Source organism: Erythrobacter litoralis (assembly GCF_029760855.1).
In the GTDB taxonomy this organism is placed as follows: domain Bacteria; phylum Pseudomonadota; class Alphaproteobacteria; order Sphingomonadales; family Sphingomonadaceae; genus Qipengyuania; species Qipengyuania litoralis_A.
Genome location: NZ_SOSI01000002.1, coordinates 131,252 through 148,028, shown reverse-complemented (window position 1 = coordinate 148,028; position 16,777 = coordinate 131,252). Strand labels below are relative to the sequence as shown.

At 61.7% G+C, this 16,777-nt stretch carries 14 protein-coding genes; 11 read left to right on the top strand and 3 right to left on the bottom strand.

Annotated features, from left to right (window positions below):
* Positions 1-12: 12 nt before the first annotated feature.
* The gene (locus E3U23_RS03615) at positions 13-2,658 is read right to left on the bottom strand and encodes an Rne/Rng family ribonuclease (RefSeq protein ID WP_279349839.1); all 2,646 of its coding nucleotides are present in this window, start codon (positions 2,656-2,658) and stop codon (positions 13-15) included.
* Between the two features lie 146 nt (positions 2,659-2,804).
* Here E3U23_RS03615 and E3U23_RS03610 point away from each other — a divergent pair, with 146 nt between their 5' ends.
* From E3U23_RS03610 to E3U23_RS03585, 6 genes are all read left to right on the top strand, one after another.
* The gene (locus E3U23_RS03610; protein ID WP_279349838.1) at positions 2,805-2,966 is read left to right on the top strand and encodes a hypothetical protein; all 162 of its coding nucleotides are present in this window, start codon (positions 2,805-2,807) and stop codon (positions 2,964-2,966) included.
* Positions 2,967-3,104: 138 nt separating this feature from the next.
* Positions 3,105-3,965 (top strand): N-acetylmuramoyl-L-alanine amidase family protein, encoded by an 861-nt coding sequence (locus E3U23_RS03605; RefSeq protein ID WP_279349837.1) that lies wholly within the window; start codon positions 3,105-3,107, stop codon positions 3,963-3,965.
* 138 nt (positions 3,966-4,103) lie between these two features.
* Positions 4,104-6,542 (top strand): penicillin-binding protein 1A, encoded by a 2,439-nt coding sequence (locus tag E3U23_RS03600; protein ID WP_279350241.1) that lies wholly within the window; start codon positions 4,104-4,106, stop codon positions 6,540-6,542.
* A 78-nt stretch (positions 6,543-6,620) separates the two neighbouring features.
* Entirely contained in the window at positions 6,621-7,748 is a 1,128-nt protein-coding gene (gene prfB, locus E3U23_RS03595) for a peptide chain release factor 2 (protein WP_279349836.1), read from the top strand.
* Entirely contained in the window at positions 7,748-8,467 is a 720-nt protein-coding gene (locus E3U23_RS03590) for a class I SAM-dependent methyltransferase (protein WP_279350240.1), read from the top strand. The genes prfB and E3U23_RS03590 overlap by 1 nt, the downstream gene beginning before the upstream one ends.
* A gap of 35 nt (positions 8,468-8,502) precedes the next feature.
* Positions 8,503-9,909 carry an NAD(P)H-dependent flavin oxidoreductase gene (locus tag E3U23_RS03585; protein WP_279349835.1) on the top strand — a complete coding sequence of 469 codons (1,407 nt, stop codon included), beginning with the start codon at positions 8,503-8,505 and terminating at the stop codon, positions 9,907-9,909.
* A gap of 10 nt (positions 9,910-9,919) precedes the next feature.
* Here E3U23_RS03585 and E3U23_RS03580 read toward each other — a convergent pair whose 3' ends face one another.
* A complete protein-coding gene (locus E3U23_RS03580) occupies positions 9,920-10,945 on the bottom strand; it encodes a 2-hydroxyacid dehydrogenase (protein ID WP_279349834.1) in 1,026 nt (341 codons plus the stop codon).
* 79 nt (positions 10,946-11,024) lie between these two features.
* Between E3U23_RS03580 and E3U23_RS03575 the strand changes: the two genes are divergently transcribed.
* Positions 11,025-11,495 carry an SH3 domain-containing protein gene (locus tag E3U23_RS03575; RefSeq protein ID WP_279349833.1) on the top strand — a complete coding sequence of 157 codons (471 nt, stop codon included), beginning with the start codon at positions 11,025-11,027 and terminating at the stop codon, positions 11,493-11,495.
* Positions 11,496-11,650: 155 nt separating this feature from the next.
* Here E3U23_RS03575 and E3U23_RS03570 read toward each other — a convergent pair whose 3' ends face one another.
* Positions 11,651-12,847, bottom strand: coding sequence for a thiolase family protein (locus E3U23_RS03570; protein ID WP_279349832.1), 1,197 nt, complete (start codon positions 12,845-12,847; stop codon positions 11,651-11,653).
* A 104-nt stretch (positions 12,848-12,951) separates the two neighbouring features.
* Between E3U23_RS03570 and E3U23_RS03565 the strand changes: the two genes are divergently transcribed.
* The 4 genes from E3U23_RS03565 to E3U23_RS03550 all read left to right on the top strand — a co-directional run bounded on the left by E3U23_RS03565 (position 12,952) and on the right by E3U23_RS03550 (position 16,777).
* Positions 12,952-14,355: a coniferyl aldehyde dehydrogenase gene (locus tag E3U23_RS03565; protein ID WP_279350238.1), complete on the top strand. Its 1,404-nt coding sequence runs from the start codon at positions 12,952-12,954 to the stop codon at positions 14,353-14,355.
* A gap of 27 nt (positions 14,356-14,382) precedes the next feature.
* On the top strand, positions 14,383-15,732 hold the full coding sequence (locus E3U23_RS03560; protein WP_279349831.1) for a lipopolysaccharide biosynthesis protein: 1,350 nt from the start codon (positions 14,383-14,385) through the stop codon (positions 15,730-15,732).
* An 87-nt stretch (positions 15,733-15,819) separates the two neighbouring features.
* Positions 15,820-16,194 carry an NADH-quinone oxidoreductase subunit A gene (ndhC, locus tag E3U23_RS03555; RefSeq protein ID WP_279349830.1) on the top strand — a complete coding sequence of 125 codons (375 nt, stop codon included), beginning with the start codon at positions 15,820-15,822 and terminating at the stop codon, positions 16,192-16,194.
* 16 nt (positions 16,195-16,210) lie between these two features.
* Positions 16,211-16,777 (top strand): NuoB/complex I 20 kDa subunit family protein, encoded by a 567-nt coding sequence (locus E3U23_RS03550; protein ID WP_431732661.1) that lies wholly within the window; start codon positions 16,211-16,213, stop codon positions 16,775-16,777.

Here is a 16,777-nt window from a genome sequence, read left to right as displayed (position 1 = left end):
CGGCTAGCGTAATTATTCCCCGAAGGTTCGCTGCCACCATCCGCGGCGCGGTTTGGCAGGCTCAGCGCTCAAGGATGCTTCCGTCTTATCCGCGTCCGGAGCGTTCTCTACATCGGCAGAGGCATCGTCCTTGGCGACAACCTTCGTATCATCGGCTGCGGACGCCTCGACTTTTTTGCGACGACTGCGCTTCGGCTTTTCGCTTTGCGCGATTTCGGACTGCTCTTCGCCTGCTGTATCCGCGTCGGAAGGCACAGCCTTTTTGCGCCGCGGTTTCCTCACTGCAGGTTTATCTTCGGCCTCAGCCTGCCCAGTATCCTCGCTGGTCGCCGAAGGCGTGTCAGCCTTTTTGCGGCGGGGCGCACGGCGCTTTGGTTTCGCCTTTTCCTCCTCAGCAGCTTCCTCCGCCGTTTCGGGGGCATCGTCTGGTCCGGCGACGACCGCCATGTCCTCCACGATCTTATCCGAAACCTCTTCAAGGTTTTTCGCGTCTTCGGCGGTCACATTTGCTTCGTCCTTCTTGCCGCGACCGCGGCCACCGCGACGACGTCCGCCACGGCGGTTCTTCTTCGTCGTATCGTCGTCCTGCGTATCAGACGCGTCTTCGCGTTCGTCGTCTTCATCGCTATCGGCGTCTTCATCCTGATCACGATTGCGATTGCGACCACGGCCCCCGCGACGGCGACGGCGCTTCTTGCGCGGCTTGTCGTCACCATCGCTGCGAGCTTCGTCTTCGCCATCATCGCCGGCTTCGACGACCTCGTCCTCTTCGTCATCTTCGACGAGCGGTTCGAAACGAGGAGCCTCGGCCGGTTTCGGGCCGTGGCTGGTCACCGCCATCTTGGCACCTTCATCCTCGCCTTCTGGCACCACTTCCACCGATACGCCGTAGCGCTGTTCGATCTCCATCAGGTCGTGGCGTTTTTCGTTCAGAAGATACACGGCGGCCTCGGTGCTCGCCGCCAGACGAATGCGCGTTCCCTTCCCGCGGGCCGCTTCCTCTTCGATCAGACGCAGGGCGGACAGCCCGGCGGACGAAGCCGTACGCACCAAGCCCGTACCGTCGCAGTGCGGACATTCGCGGGTAGTTGCTTCGAGTACGCCGGTACGCAAGCGCTGTCGGCTCATTTCCATCAGGCCGAAGCTGGATATGCGGCCCACCTGGATGCGCGCCCGGTCGGACTTGAGCGCGTCTTTCATTGCACGCTCAACCTTACGGGTGTTGTTGTTGTATTCCTGGTCGATGAAGTCGATCACGACCAAGCCGGCCATGTCGCGCAAGCGAAGCTGCCGGGCGATCTCCTTGGCTGCCTCGATATTCGTCGAAAGGGCGGTCTGCTCGATATTGTGCTCACGAGTAGAGCGGCCGGAGTTGATGTCGATGGAGACCAGCGCTTCAGTCGGGTTGATGACCAGATAGCCGCCGCTCTTCAACTGCACGACCGGATCGTACATTGCCTTCAACTGGTCTTCCGCGCCATACCGCTGGAAAAGCGGCACGGGATCGGCATACTGTTTTACCCGCCGTGCATGGCTGGGCATGAGCATCTTCATGAAGGCCTTGGCGGATTTGTAGCCCTCTTCGCCTTCGACCACCACTTCCTCGATCTCACGATTGTAGATGTCGCGGATAGCGCGCTTGATAAGATCGCTGTCTGAGTGAATTAGATTCGGGGCCGCCGAAGCCAGCGTCTTCTCGCGTATCTCATCCCATAGGCGTGCAAGATAGTCGAAGTCGCGCTTGATCTCGGTCTTGGTGCGGCTGAGACCCGCAGTGCGGACGATCAGGCCCATCGAGCGCGGTAAGCTAAGATCGCCTACGATCTGCTTGAGGCGCTTGCGGTCACTAGCGCTGGAAATCTTGCGGCTGATGCCACCACCATGGCTGCTGTTCGGCATAAGCACGGTGTAGCGGCCAGCGAGGCTAAGATAGGACGTTAGCGCCGCGCCCTTATTGCCGCGTTCTTCCTTGACGACCTGGACCAGTAGTACCTGGCGGCGCTGGATGACGTCCTGGATCTTGTACTTGCGGCGCAAGGCGAGACGACGCGAACGCGCATCGTCTACATCCTTCGCGCGCGCTTTCCCGCCGCCCTGACGCCGCCCGCGGCCTTTGCGGCCCCGACCACGGCTCTTGCCGCCGTTCGCATCGTCTTCGCTGTCGTCGTCCTCGTCCGCATCGTCTCGGTCGAGCTGGCCTTCTTCGATGGTGGCGACATCGTCCTTGTCCGACGTGTCCACTTCTTCCAGACCATCCTCGGCGAGATCTTCGGCCAGCGCTTCGGCGCTTTCGTCCTCGGCGTCGTATTCGTCGCCGGGCATCTCGCCGCGCTCTTCCTCTTCGGCGCGGAGGCGAGCTTCCTCTTCGGCGACTTCCGCTTCTGCAGCAAGAAGCGCCTCGCGGTCCTCCTTGGGAATTTGGTAATAGTCGGGGTGAATCTCGCTGAAAGCGAGGAAGCCGTGGCGATTGCCGCCGAAATCGACGAACGCCGCCTGCAGCGACGGTTCGACCCGCGTAACCTTGGCTAGATAGATATTGCCCTTGATCTGCTTCTTGTCGGCAGATTCGAAATCGAATTCCTCAATCCGGTTTCCCGTGAGAACCGCCACCCGGGTTTCTTCCTGGTGGCGCGCATCGATAAGCATGCGCGTTGCCATGTATTCGTCTCCACACACGGCCGGGCGGAGCAAAGCCTGCCGACGCACCGTGCGATTGTTCATGTTGTGAATGATAGTCGCCGCGACCGGCGGAAGCGACGATGGTTTGCGGCCGGAAGCGCACGTGTTGGCGCGTCCGGCGATTCGTGACTGCAGATTCCGTCCTGCGCCGCGCGCTAGCGCCGAGCCGCTCACCCGCGCCGCCGATGGCGGAGCGGAATGCGAGCGGAAACGTGCTTGTTTCGGACATGGACTGCATCAACCTGGTAAGCGAGGTCGCTCCGGTATCGGACCGACCTGCCGCATAGCGGCGACCCTCTTCGTCGCGGTCGAAATCGCGCCGATCGGAGGCGCCGGTCATCCGGCATCTGCTCGCTAGCACCGCACAGGATCAACGGCAACTGTATTGCAAACTTACGCAATGGGGGGGTAATCGCCATATCGATATGCGAGCCAGAGGCGACCAATCGATATACCCGGCAGCAGGCTTCGCGATTGTCGGCGCGTTCGCCGTACTGCTTTTGATTACACAGGCGATTTGGCTGCGTGCAGATCCGGTATTGCGGGTCCGTCTGTCGGATGTCGGCAGCGCGACAACCGGAAAAGAGGTTGCGCCGGGTCAGGAGAATTGGCCGCTTGTCGTCATCGATCCAGGCCATGGCGGATCGGATCCGGGCGCTTCGGGTAGCGGCTTTCAGGAGAAGGACGTCGTTCTGGCTCTTGCGCGCGCGATCCGCAACCAACTGGAAAGCGAAGGCGGCGTTCGCGTCATACTTACGCGCGACGACGATGTGTATCTGCCCCATGCCGAACGCTACGAAATCGCGCGCCGGGCGGGCGCGTCGCTGTTCCTCTCGCTGCATGCCGATAGCGGCGGCGAATATGACAGCGTCGGGGGCGCGAGCATCTATACCTTGTCCAACCAAGCCTCCAGCGAGGCGGCGGCTCGTTTCGCGGCGCGCGAAAACGCAGCCGATCTCGTCAACGGGATCGACCTTGGCGGGCAAAGCGACGATGTGAACGGGATCCTCGTTGATCTCGCACAGCGCCAAACATCTGAACAATCGGATGCGTTTGCCCAACTGATCCGCCGAGAAGGGGAGGGCGTTTTGAAATTCCATCCGCAGACCCGGCGGTATGCCGCGCTACGGGTACTGCGCGCGCCCGATGTGCCCTCGGTGCTGTTCGAAAGCGGGTTCATCACCAACGCGCAGGATGCGGAGCGTCTGACGAGCCCGCAAGGCCGCAAGCAATTTGCCGAAGCCATGGCGCAGGCGATACGCATCTATCTCGCCAGCGAGGCATAAACCGGGGCGCCACGCGTTCTTGTTCTGGCGAAGTTTAGATAAGCCGTGCTAAGCGCCCGTCCGATCATGTCAGATACTCCGACGCTCCCCTACTGGCGCAACCGCTTGGCCGGCGATCCGCGACGATTCCTTGTCTGGATGCGCGAAAACTGGAATTATAGCCGCCGTCTGCGGATCGCGACCTATCTTGTAGGTATATTTCTTGCGCTGCTGGTTTTGGCTTGGTCGACGCTGGCGCGAAACCTGCCCGAAGCCAGCACCCTGCTCGATTACGAGACTCCGCTTCCCACGGTCGTCCGCGGCATCGATGGTGAGATCGTCCATAGCTATGCTCGCGAACGCCGCGTGCAATTGCAATATGTCGATTTTCCCGCGCCACTGATCGAAGCGTTCCTCTCCGCCGAAGACAAAACCTTCTTCACCCATGGCGGTGTGGACCTGACCGGGACGCTGAATGCCGTACTCGACTATGCGACCAAATACGGATCAGGCGAGCGTGCGGTCGGCGGCTCGACCATCACACAGCAGGTGGCGAAGAACCTGCTTTTGTCGGACGAATATTCCGTCACGCGCAAGCTGAAGGAAATGATCCTCGCGCGGCGCATCGAAGAGGTTCTGACCAAGCAGGAAATCCTCGAGCTCTATCTCAACGAGATCCCGCTCGGACGGCGCAGCTTCGGCGTGCAGGCGGCGGCGCGGGCCTATTTCGATAAGGACGTCGAAGATCTCGATCTTGCCGAGACGGCGTTCCTCGCAATTCTTCCGAAAGCGCCTGAGCGCTACGGCCGCTCGCGCTACACCGACATGGCGATCGAGCGGCGAAATTTCGTTCTCGATAAGATGGCAGAAAACGGCTTCGTCACTGCCTCTGCGGCCAACGCTGCGAAAGCCGAACCGCTTGGGCTCGTCCAGCAGCGGACGGAACGCTCGGCGGATGCAGGCTATTTTCTGGAAGAAGTCCGGCGGCAGTTGATGGAGCGGTTCGGTGAGACTGCGGATGACGGACCGGACAGCGTGTATGCCGGCGGCCTGTGGGTCAGGACGTCCCTCGACGCCGAATTGCAGGATGCGGCACGCGACGCCCTGCGTGCCGGTTTGCTGCGCTATCAGGGCAACCGCGCTTGGTCGAAACCGATTGCGACGCTTAATCCCGATAACGGCGACCTCACGTCGCAGCTCGCCTCGTCCAACCTTTCGATCAACTACGAGGACTGGCGGGTCGGTGTGATTACGGAAGGCGGCTCGCCCCCGACGATCGGCTTTACCGACGGCGAGACCTTTCCGCTATCCGGCGCCCCTTCCGCGATCAAAGTCGGCGACGTCGTCGCTTCGGAGAAGTCCGGCAGCGGTTATCGCTTGCGGACCGTGCCGGAAGTTTCGGGCGCGTTCCTCGTGGAAAATCCCCATACCGGGCGGATCATGGCCATGCAGGGCGGGTTCGACAGCCGGCTCGGCAGTTTCAATCGTGCGACGCAGGCGCTGCGGCAGCCGGGATCGACGATCAAGCCTTTCGTCTATGCCACCGGGCTCGACACCGGGATGACCCCGGCGACCCAAGTGCCGGACCAGACCTATTGCTTCTGGCAGGGTGCCGGCCTCGGTGAGAAGTGCTTCCGCAATTTCGGCGGCGGCGGAGGCGGTACGCACACGATGCGATGGGGGCTCGAACAGAGCCGCAACCTCATGACCGTTCACATTGCGATGGATGCGGGAATGCCCGCGGTGAACAAGATGTTCTCGCGCGTTGGCATCGGCGATTACGAAAACTATCCAAGCTTTGCTCTTGGTGCCGGGGATACGACTGTCGAACGCATGGTCAATGCCTACGCCGCGCTCGCGAACTGGGGCCGCCAGAATGCCCCGAGCGTTGTCGACTACGTACAGGATCGCCGTGGCAAGGTTATCTGGCGCGCCGACAGTCGGCAATGTGACAGCTGCAACATGCCCGAATGGGATGGGCAGCCGATGCCGCGCTTCGAACCATCCGGCAAGCAGGTGATGGACCCGCGTACGGCGTTCCAGGTCGTTCACATGTTGCAGGGCGTGGTAACCCGCGGCACGGCGGTACGCCTGCGCAGTCTCGAACTTCCGATTTTCGGCAAGACCGGCACAACCAGCGGACCGACCAACGCGTGGTTCGTAGGCGGATTGCCCGACATGGTGGCCGGCACCTATATCGGCTACGATCAGCCTCGCAATCTGGGGGGCTGGGTGCAGGGCGGGAATACGGCCGCGCCGGTGTTCAAGCAATTCGTCGAGGAAACCAAGGAACGCTGGACGAGCGACGATTTCATTGCGCCGCCCGGCGTGCGCATGGTCAAGATCGACCGGCGCAGCGGCAAGCGGGTTTTCGCCGGAACGCCGTCCGACGATCCCAAAGCTGCGGTCATCTGGGAAGCGTTCAAGCCCGATACCGAACCGCCGCGTTCCACCCGAACCGACGAACTCGCCGCGCGTCGCAGCGAAGTACTCGACCTCATCCGTCGTGCGCGACAGGGGCCCCGATCCGCGGCGGCGGTGGCCCGAAGAGAGGAGCCGGTCGAGGATTTCGTGGAAGAGCAAGGCGGCATATACTGAGCCGTCCGCGCTCCGCTCGGCTTTACAAAAGGCTGGCGCGCACTAGGTGAGCGGCTTCACTGATCGAGAGGAAAGTCCATGCGTGCCGAAGGGCAGGCCAATATCGACCGTATCGAGGCTGCATTGGCACTGGTGCGCCAGTCGCTCGATTGGGAACGCGCCTTGCGCCGCCTCGACGAGCTCGATGCGCGTGTGCAGGATCCCAATCTCTGGAACGATCCCAAGGAAGCGCAGGCGATAACGCAGGAACAGAAGCGCCTCGAAACTGCGATCAAGACAGTGCGCGAGATCGAGAGCGAAATGGACGACGCCATAGAATTCGTCCAGATGGGCGAAGAGGAAGGCGATGACGAGGTCGCGAACGAGGGCGTAGCGACGTTGCAGAGGCTGGCGGACCGGGCGGACAGCGACAAGGTACAGGCCTTGCTATCGGGAGAAGCCGACGGAAACGACACGTATCTCGAAATCCATGCCGGCGCGGGCGGGACCGAAAGCCAGGATTGGGCTGAAATGCTTTTCCGCATGTACGCGAGGTGGGCCGAACGACGCGGCTTCAAGGTTGAGACGGTCGAATACCAAGCCGGAGATCAGGCCGGCATCAAAAGCGCGACGCTGCTGATGAAGGGCGAAAATGCTTATGGCTATGCAAAGACGGAAAGCGGCGTCCACCGCCTCGTTCGCATCAGCCCGTATGATAGCAGCGCGCGGCGGCACACCAGTTTCAGTTCGGTCTGGGTCTACCCGGTCATCGACGACGATATCGATATCGAGATCAATCCGTCCGATTTGAAAATCGACACCTACCGCGCGAGCGGGGCGGGCGGGCAGCACGTCAATACGACTGATTCCGCCGTGCGCATCACGCACCAACCCACCGGTATCGTGGTGGCCAGCCAGAACGACCGCAGCCAGCACAAGAACCGCGCCACGGCCATGAACATGCTGAAAGCGCGGCTGTTCGAGCGCGAAATGGCGGAGCGCGAGGCGGCGGCAGGCACGGAATACGAGAGCAAGACCGAAATCGGGTGGGGACACCAGATCCGCAGCTACGTCCTGCAGCCATACCAGATGGTCAAGGATTTGCGCACTGGCGTCACTTCTCCGACACCCGACGACGTGCTGGACGGCGCGCTTGACCCATTCATCTCCGCGGCGCTTGCGCAGCGGGTAACCGGCGAGACCGTCGAAGTGGAAGATACCGAATGATGCGGGTCGGTGCGGCAGTGCTGTCCTTTGCGCTGCTTGCCTCCTGCAACGCGGCGGGTTCCGACGGAAGCTCTGCGGCCAACTTTCCGCCGCCCGATCGGCCCGTTTCCGGTCTCGGATCGAACCAGTTCTCGACCGAGGACCAGCGCGACAGCCGCGGCGAAGCACAGACGGTGATGGAGTTGGCCAAGATCGAGCCGGGCATGACCGTCGCCGATATCGGCGCGGGCAATGGCTACTATACCGTACGCCTCTCCGAACGGGTCGGCCCCGACGGGCGCGTCCTTGCCCAAGATATCGATCGCGAAGCACTCGACCGCCTTGCGCGCCGCGTCGAACGTGAACGGCTTGAAAATATTTCGATCCGCGGTGGAAGTGAGGGCGACCCCAAGCTTCCTCCCGACAGTTTCGATCGCATTTTCATGGTCCACATGTATCACGAGATCGCGCAGCCTTACGAGTTTCTGTGGCGGATGTGGCCAGCTTTGCGCGATGGCGGGCAAGTCGTGGTCGTAGATATCGACCGGCCGACCGATCAGCACGGCATCGACCCGCTTCTTCTGTCCTGCGAATTCCGGCAGGTCGGATACGAACTGGTCGCCTTCCGAGATGCGCCGCAATTGTCGGGCTACTATGCACAGTTCAAGGCAGGCGCTAACAGGCCTGTACCGCAAGACATCAAGCCGTGCCGCAATGAAAGTTCGCAAGCGGGCGGATAACCGGTCGCGAAGGCGGGCGAGGAAGAAAGAGTATCATGAGCTTCAAGGGTCTCAACCCCATCACCTACGGCGGCCGCGAAGTCTTGCCGCTGGTGGAAGGCGGCAAGGGCGTGTCCGCCACCAATCACGCCAGTTCCGGCGCATGGGCCGCGGCGGGAGGCATCGGGACGGTCAGCGCTGTTAATGCCGACACCTATGACGAAGACGGGAACCCGATCCCGCAAGTCTATCCGCAGGCCACGCGTAAGGAGCGCTTCGAACAGCTCGTTCGCTACGCCATCGACGGCGCGACCACGCAGGTGAAACTTGCGCACGAGATCGCCGACGGTCGTGGCGCGATAAACATCAACGTCCTGTGGGAAATGGGCGGGGCGCAGCAGGTGCTCGAAGGCGTCCTCGAAAACTGCCCCGGCCTCGTGACGGGCGTCACCTGCGGGGCGGGAATGCCGTACAAGCTTGCCGAGATTGCCGCGAAGTACAACGTCCATTACCTGCCGATCATCAGTTCGGCCCGCGCCTTTCGCGCGCTCTGGAAGCGCAGCTATTCCAAGGTGCCCGAGCTTATGGCGGCGGTGGTCTATGAAGACCCATGGCTCGCCGGCGGTCACAACGGCCTATCCAATGCCGAAGATCCGCGCAGCCCCGAAGATCCCTATCCGCGCGTCAAGGCATTGCGGGATACCATGAGGGCCGAGGGTGTGTCCGAAGACGTCGCCATCGTCATGGCGGGCGGGGTGTGGTTCCTGCGCGAATGGAACGACTGGATCGACAATCCCGAACTCGGCAAAATCGCCTTCCAGTTCGGCACGCGCCCCCTGCTGACCGAAGAAAGTCCCATTCCGCAGGTTTGGAAGGACATGCTCCGCACGGTGGAACCGGGCGACGTGCTTCTGCACAAATTCTCGCCAACCGGTTTCTATTCCAGCGCAGTGAAGACGCCATTCCTTTACGATCTGATGCACCGCAGCGAGCGGCAGATCCCGATCTTCAAACGCGACGAGGAGGAAGGCACCATACCGCTCGCCGATCACGGGAAGGCGAAGTATTTCTTCGTTCACCCCGGCGACCAGCGCAAAGCGCAGGCATGGATGCATGAAGGGTTTACCGAAGCCTTGAAGACGCCCGACGATACGGTCGTATTCACCACGCCCGCCAGCGCCGAGCAGATCCGCGAAGACCAACAGGCCTGCATGGGCTGCCTCTCGCATTGTCAGTTCTCGAGCTGGAAGGATCACGACAACCACACCACCGGCCGCCTCGCCGATCCGCGCAGCTTTTGCATTCAGAAGACCTTGCAGGACATCGCCCACGGGGGCGACCCGGACGAAAACCTCTCCTTCGCCGGCCACGCGGCCTATCGCTTCAAGCAAGACCCGTTCTACTCGAACAATTTTACGCCGACAGTGAAGCAGTTGGTCGAGCGGATTTTGACGGGGGACTAGATCCAGCGGTTCAGGCCAGCCCGCTCAACACTTGATCGGGCGGCCTGTGACCATCCGCCCACATGCGGATGTTGGCGATGACTTTCATTCCGGAGTCCTCTCGCCCTTCGCGCGTCGCGCTGCCGATATGGGGCAGGGTCATGACATTCGGGTGGCGCAACAGGCGCTCGTCTACATTCGGCTCTTCGGGATAGACGTCGAGTCCAGCCCCTGTGAGGTGCCCGCTTTCCAGCGCAGCGATCAGCGCTTCCTGATCCACCAGATCGCCGCGGGCGGTATTCACCAGGCTCGCCCCGGGTTTCATCAGGCCCAGACGCCTCGCATCGATCATGCGTAGGCTGTCCGGATTGGCCGGGCTGTGCAGCGAAACGATATCTGCCGTGCGCAGAAGATCGTCGAGACCTTCAAAATAGGTTGCGCCGAACATACGCTCGACCGCTTCTGGCAGGCGCTTGCGGTTGTGGTAGGCGATTTCAAGCCCGAAGGCGCGGGCCCGGTGCGCCACCGCTTGTCCGATCCGGCCCATGCCGACGATCCCGAGCGTCTTGCCCGCCAGCTTCCGGCCGAGAAGCGCGGTCGGCGCCCAGCCGGTCCACTCGCCGCTTCGCACCAGTTCCACGCCCTCGCGCACACGGCGCGGCACGCCGATGATCATCGCCATCGCAAGATCGGCGGTATCGTCGGTGAAGACGCTGGGCGTATTCGTCACGAGGATTTTCGCCCGTGCCGCCGCTTGGAGGTCGATATGGTCGGTGCCTGCGCCGAAGCTGGCGATCAGCTTCAGGCGCGGTCCGGCATTTTCGATCAGGTCCGCATCGATCGAATCCGTAACCGTGGGCACGATAACATCGTACTTCGCCATCGCCTCACGCAGCATGTTGCGAGAGAACGGCGTATCCTCGGCGTTGAGGCGTGTTTCGAATAACTGCACCATGCGCGCTTCGACGGCCGGTTCCAAATGGCGTGTCACGACGACGTGCGGCGTGCGGTCTAGTCGGGAATGTCCGGGCAAGTTCGAAGGCAGTGGAGTGTCCATTCCCGCTGGGCTAATGCGGCGGCACGGGCGCGGTCAAGTTGCTTGCGAGGCCCAACCGCGATCCGTAAAGGGCACGGACATGAAATCGCTCCGTTTCTCCTTGGCCATGTTGGCGATATCCCTCTCATTTTCGTCGCTCCAGGCGCAGGATCGCGAAGTCCCTTACTGGGCGACAGTCCGCGCAACCGAACTGAACATGCGGGTAGGGCCGAGCGCCGAGTACCGGGTCGCCTGGGTGTATCGCCGCGCGGGGCTGCCGGTCAAAGTACTGCGCACTATGGAAGGCTGGCGGCTGATCGAAGATTCCGACGGGGACAAAGGCTGGGTTGTCGCCCGTTTGCTGAGCCCAGATCGCGGGGCCATCGTCGTTGGCGATGGCCTTGCCGATATGCGCGCCGATAGCAGCGATACGGCCGAGCTGAAATGGCGGGTCGAGCCGGGCGTATCGGGCGCGCTCGGAAAATGCGAGGACGGGTGGTGCGCTGTGGAGATCGATGGCCGGAGAGGCTGGATTGAGGAAAACCGGCTATGGGGCGACGGCGCGCCCTAATAGCCGAACATCAAATGGGCCGTCTCAAACGAAAAAGGGCGGCCTTGAAAGACCGCCCTTCATCGGTGTGAAGCGACATTGTTACGTAGCGCGCCGGATTCCGTTCCGACTAACTTGGCAATTCGATGCCGCTGTCTTTTTGTCGGACGTTTCGCTCAAACCATTTCGACCGCGACCGCCGTGGCTTCGCCGCCGCCGATGCATAGCGAAGCCACGCCGCGGGTCTTTCCTTGCTGCTTCAGCGCGTTGAGCAGGGTCACGATGATGCGAGTTCCGCTTGCCCCGATGGGGTGACCGAGCGCGGTGCCGCCGCCGTTTACGTTGATCTTGTCATGCGGAATACCGATGTCGCGCATCGCGAACATGGCGACGCAGGCGAACGCCTCGTTCACTTCCCACAGCTCGACGTCGTCGGCTTTCCAGCCGGCCTGTTCGAGCACTTTCTCGATCGCGCCGATAGGGGCGGTGGTGAACTTTTCCGGCTCGTGCGCATGCGCCGCCAGCCCGACGATCCGGGCGACCGGTTGCTGGCCATTATCGTTTGCACAGCTCTGGCGCGTGAGAACGACGGCGGCCGCACCGTCTGAGATCGAGCTGGACGTCGCCGCGGTTATCGTGCCGTCCTTCGCGAAGGCGGGGCGGAGCTGCGGGATCTTGTCCGGATTGCCCTTGCCGGGCGCTTCATCGTGCTCGACGGTGACATCGCCTTTACGCGTCGACATGGTGACCGGCACCACCTCATCGGCGAAGGCACCGCTTTCGATCGCGGCGTTGGCGCGGCGAAGGGACTCGATGGAATAATCGTCCATCTCCTCACGCGTCATCTGGTATTCGTTGGCCGTTTCCTGCGCAAACGTACCCATCGCGCGGCCCTCTTCGTAAGCATCTTCCAGCCCGTCGAGGAACATGTGGTCGTAGGCCGTATCGTGGCCGAGGCGCGCCCCCGAGCGGTGCTTCTTGAGCAGGTAAGGCGCGTTGGTCATGCTTTCCATGCCGCCGGCGACGACATAGTCGATCGAACCACTGGCCAGCGCTTCGGCACCCATGATGACCGTCTGCATGCCGGAGCCGCAGACCTTGTTCACCGTGGTGGCCTGCACCGATTTCGGCAGACCGGCCTTTATGCTCGCCTGCCGGGCGGGCGCCTGGCCGAGGCCCGCGGGGAGGACGCAGCCCATATAGGTGCGGTCGAACTTATCGACCGGCACGCCCGAACGCTCGACCGCCGCCTTCACCGCCGTCGCTCCGAGGTCGGTCGCCGAAGCGTCGGATAAAGCGCCTTGCATGCCGCCCATGGGCGTCCGTGCGTAAGATAGAATGACGACGGGATCGTTCGCGGCGAACTGGGTCATGGTTGTGCTGGTCCTCGGTTTGTGAAACGCATATCGCTTGAAGCGATGGTGGATATGCCGCAGGATTTAGGCCGCGGACCGCACGAAATCAAATGGAGACGATGATGGCAGACGACCGGACGAACGAGATGAACGCCGTGCTGAAGCGGCAGCGGGCCGCCCATCATCAGATGCGTCCCGAGCCGATGGCGCTGCGGCGCGACCGGATCGAGCGCGCGATCAAACTTCTGAACGACAATTCTTCCGACCTGTGCACCGTGATGGCGGAAGATTTCGGCAATCGCTCACCCCATCAGTCGATGAAAACCGATATCGAAGGAACGGTCAATTTCGGCAAATACTGCCTGAAATATATCGAGAATTGGGCCAAGCCCGATAAGCGCAGCCTGCAATTTCCGCTAAGCTTACTGGGCGCGAAGGCGGAGGTGCGGTACGAGCCCAAAGGCGTCGTCGGCATTCTCAGCCCGTGGAATTTCCCGGTCAACCTGACCTTTGGGCCGCTGATGCAGGTGTTTGCCGCGGGTAATCGCGCGATGATCAAGCCGAGCGAATTCACCGAGAAAACAAGCCTTTTGATGAAGGAATTGGTCGAGGAATTTTATACAGCCGACGAATGCGTTGTCTTCACCGGCGGCCCGGAAGTTGCGCAGGCCTTCAGCGGTCTGGCCTTCGACCACCTCGTTTTTACGGGTTCGACTGCCACGGGGCGCAAGGTGATGGAAGCCGCGGCGGCCAACCTCGTTCCGGTCACGCTGGAGCTGGGCGGTAAAAGCCCTGTGATCATGGGCGAGAGCGCGGATTTCGCGAAGGCCGGCGAAAAGGTCGCAATGGGCAAGATGCTGAATGCCGGGCAGATCTGCCTCGCGCCCGACTATCTGTATGTGCCGGAAAGCAGGCAGGACGAAGCGATCCACGGTATCTGGCAAGGTACGGCGAACATGTATCCGAGCCTGTTAGACAACGAGGATTATGCGAGCGTCGTGACCGACAAGCATTTCGACCGGTTGAAGGGTTTGATCGAAGATGCCCGAGAGAAGGGCGCTGAAGTTATCGAGATCAATCCCGGCGACGAGAATTTTTCGAACACCAACAGCCGCAAGATGCCGCTCACGATCCTGCGTAACGTGACCGAGGACATGAAGGCGATGCAGGAGGAAATTTTCGGGCCGATCCTCCCGGTCAAGACCTATAGCCGGATTGACGATGCGATCGATTACGTGAACGACCATGACCGTCCGCTCGGCCTGTATTACTTCGGCGAGGATAGCGGCGAACGCGAGAAGGTTCTCGAACGCACGATTAGCGGCGGCGTCACGGTCAATGATGTTATTTTTCACGTTTCGATGGACGATCTCCCGTTCGGCGGCGTGGGTCCTTCAGGCATGGGCAGCTATCATGGGGTGGAGGGCTTCCGCGAGTTCAGTCATGCGCGCAGCATCTACACGCAGGCCAGGGTCGATGTCGCGAAGCTTGGCGGGCTGAAGCCGCCCTACGGCCGCAAGCGCTAATCCGGCCGTTCGAACACGCGACAACCCATGACACGATCGCCCGGCGAGCGGCGCGGCCTGCTGTTCCAGCTTCTGATATCGGGTGCGATGAAGGGGGGCGGGGGGCTGCTGACCTTCGCCTGCTTCATCTTTATCGCGCGCGCCGCGTCGGCCGAGCAATACGGCTTGTTCTCGATCCTGTTCTCGATCGCGATGCTGGCCTGTTACGTTATCGTGGGTGGCCAGCACACGGCGATCCTGAAGGTCTACCCGCGCGTCAGCGAGGAAGGACCGATGTCGGCGGCGGGAGGTTACGTCACGGGGCTGGCCCTGCGCAGGATCGGTCTGATCGCGCTTGCCGCTTTCGGTGCCGCCATCCCGGTGTGGTTCGTGCTCTCCGCTCTGGCTGGCGATATCGGACTAACGATCGATTTGCCTTTGGTGCTCTGGACCGTTGCTCTGAGCATTTTGCTCGGCCTAGCGGAATTTTTTTCGAGCTTTTTCCGCGCCCGCGGCATGTTGCTGGCAGGCATGTGGCCGCGCGATATCCTTTGGCGCGGATTTATGATCGTTTTTTTCGGCGCTGCCCTCTTCCTTTACGCCCCAATCACCTTTCGCGCGGACCTGTTTTCCGCATCAGCACTGATCGCATGGACCGCCGCCCTCCTGCTTATCGCGCTCGGTATACAAATTCTCCGCCTCGCTATGGACTGGCGCCGTATCGTCCGTGACGAGGGCCTCGATCGGAATGGCTTGAACGCGGATATGAACGCGTCGTTCTGGTCTTTCTGGGGCCTCGGTCTGATCTGGCCCGCTCGGGGGCAGCTCGGAACGATCGTCGTCGGGCTCATGATCAGCCCGGAGGTTGCCGGAGCGTTTTTCTCTGCTCAGCGGCTCGCTTCGGTTCTGCTAATGGTTTCGGTCGCGATCAATACGGCGATGGGCCCGCAGATTTCGCGCGCCTTCGCGGCGAACGATTTCGACAAAGCGAAGCGGGTCTTCGGCACCGCGTCCATTGTCGCCGGCGGGACGAGCGCCGCCTTCATGATCGTCCTGCTGTTCTTCGGAGCCGATCTCCTAGCCCTATTCGACCCAGCCTATAGCAACTTCGCACCTGTCCTGCTCGTCCTCGCACTTGGGCAAGCGCTCTTCAATGCCTGCGGCCCCCTTGGCGTGCTACTTACCCTGGCGGATCGCGAACGACAGGTTCTGTGGAGCGCAATTGTCGCGACCGCAGCGACTTTGATCGGCGTAATTGTGTTTACCGGACGGTATGGCGCAATGGGCGCGGCCGTCGTAATGGCGGTGGTGACGGTCGCACTGAACCTTTATCTCGCCGGTATCGGTCGCGAGGTTTTCGCATCTGCGAAAAAAACCCACAGCAAGGTCGACGGATAGGCGCATCACCCTGGTTGCGACCCTTGCGTTTCAGCCCTCCGAGGCCTAGGTGCAGGCCGGAAAACAGCTTGAAATTTGGAATCGCGCGTGGTCGATCTCGGTCAATACCTACCCATACTTATTTTCCTGTTCATCGCGGTCGCCCTGTCGGCGGCGTTCGTGTTCCTGCCGATGGGCGTTTCGCGCCTGACCGGTAGCCACCATCCCGATGCGGAAAAGCTGAGCGAATACGAGTGCGGCTTTCCTGCCTTCGAGGATCCGCGCAGCCAGTTCGACGTGCGGTTCTACCTCGTCGCGATCCTGTTCATCATCTTCGACCTCGAAGCGGCGTTCCTGTTTCCGTGGGCGGTCAGCCTCGATCTGACCGGTTGGCCAGGCTGGATTACGATGATGGTGTTCCTCGGCGAACTGATCGTCGGCTTCGCCTATGCTTGGAAAGTCGGCGCGCTGGAGTGGGAGTGATCCGATGGCCGAACAGATGACCACCAGCCCGCATGGCCGCGACGCCCATATCCAGCCGACGGCGAAGCCCGGCAATGTGCGCCAGCCGGACCAAGAATATTTCAACGCGCTCCAGACCGAAGTGAACGACAAGGGCTTCCTTGTCGCCAGTACCGAGGACCTGTTCCAGTGGGCGCGCACCGGCTCGCTATGGTGGATGACCTTCGGGCTTGCTTGCTGTGCGGTCGAAATGATCCACGTCAATATGCCGCGCTACGATATGGAGCGGTTCGGGGTCGCCCCGCGCGCCTCCCCGCGTCAGAGCGACGTGATGATCGTGGCGGGGACGCTGTGCAACAAGATGGCGCCTGCACTGCGCAAGGTTTACGACCAGATGTCGGACCCGAAATACGTCATCAGCATGGGTAGCTGCGCCAATGGCGGCGGCTATTACCACTACAGCTACAGCGTCGTGCGTGGTTGCGACCGGATCGTTCCGGTCGATATTTACGTGCCGGGCTGCCCGCCCACGGCCGAAGCCCTGCTGTATGGCGTGATGCAATTGCAGCGGAAGATTCGCCGCGTCGGCACGATCGAGCGTTGA

Excerpts from the sequence above, each read along its gene's own strand:
- E3U23_RS03615 (WP_279349839.1), bottom strand. The coding sequence starts at position 2,658 with ATGGCAACGCGCATGCTTATCGATGCGCGCCACCAGGAAGAAACCCGG.
- E3U23_RS03605 (WP_279349837.1), top strand. The coding sequence starts at position 3,105 with ATGCGAGCCAGAGGCGACCAATCGATATACCCGGCAGCAGGCTTCGCG.
- E3U23_RS03600 (WP_279350241.1), top strand. The coding sequence starts at position 4,104 with ATGCGCGAAAACTGGAATTATAGCCGCCGTCTGCGGATCGCGACCTAT.
- prfB (WP_279349836.1), top strand. The coding sequence starts at position 6,621 with ATGCGTGCCGAAGGGCAGGCCAATATCGACCGTATCGAGGCTGCATTG.
- E3U23_RS03590 (WP_279350240.1), top strand. The coding sequence starts at position 7,748 with ATGCGGGTCGGTGCGGCAGTGCTGTCCTTTGCGCTGCTTGCCTCCTGC.
- E3U23_RS03585 (WP_279349835.1), top strand. The coding sequence starts at position 8,503 with ATGAGCTTCAAGGGTCTCAACCCCATCACCTACGGCGGCCGCGAAGTC.
- E3U23_RS03580 (WP_279349834.1), bottom strand. The coding sequence starts at position 10,945 with ATGGACACTCCACTGCCTTCGAACTTGCCCGGACATTCCCGACTAGAC.
- E3U23_RS03575 (WP_279349833.1), top strand. The coding sequence starts at position 11,025 with ATGAAATCGCTCCGTTTCTCCTTGGCCATGTTGGCGATATCCCTCTCA.
- E3U23_RS03570 (WP_279349832.1), bottom strand. The coding sequence starts at position 12,847 with ATGACCCAGTTCGCCGCGAACGATCCCGTCGTCATTCTATCTTACGCA.
- E3U23_RS03565 (WP_279350238.1), top strand. The coding sequence starts at position 12,952 with ATGGCAGACGACCGGACGAACGAGATGAACGCCGTGCTGAAGCGGCAG.
- E3U23_RS03560 (WP_279349831.1), top strand. The coding sequence starts at position 14,383 with ATGACACGATCGCCCGGCGAGCGGCGCGGCCTGCTGTTCCAGCTTCTG.
- E3U23_RS03550 (WP_431732661.1), top strand. The coding sequence starts at position 16,211 with ATGACCACCAGCCCGCATGGCCGCGACGCCCATATCCAGCCGACGGCG.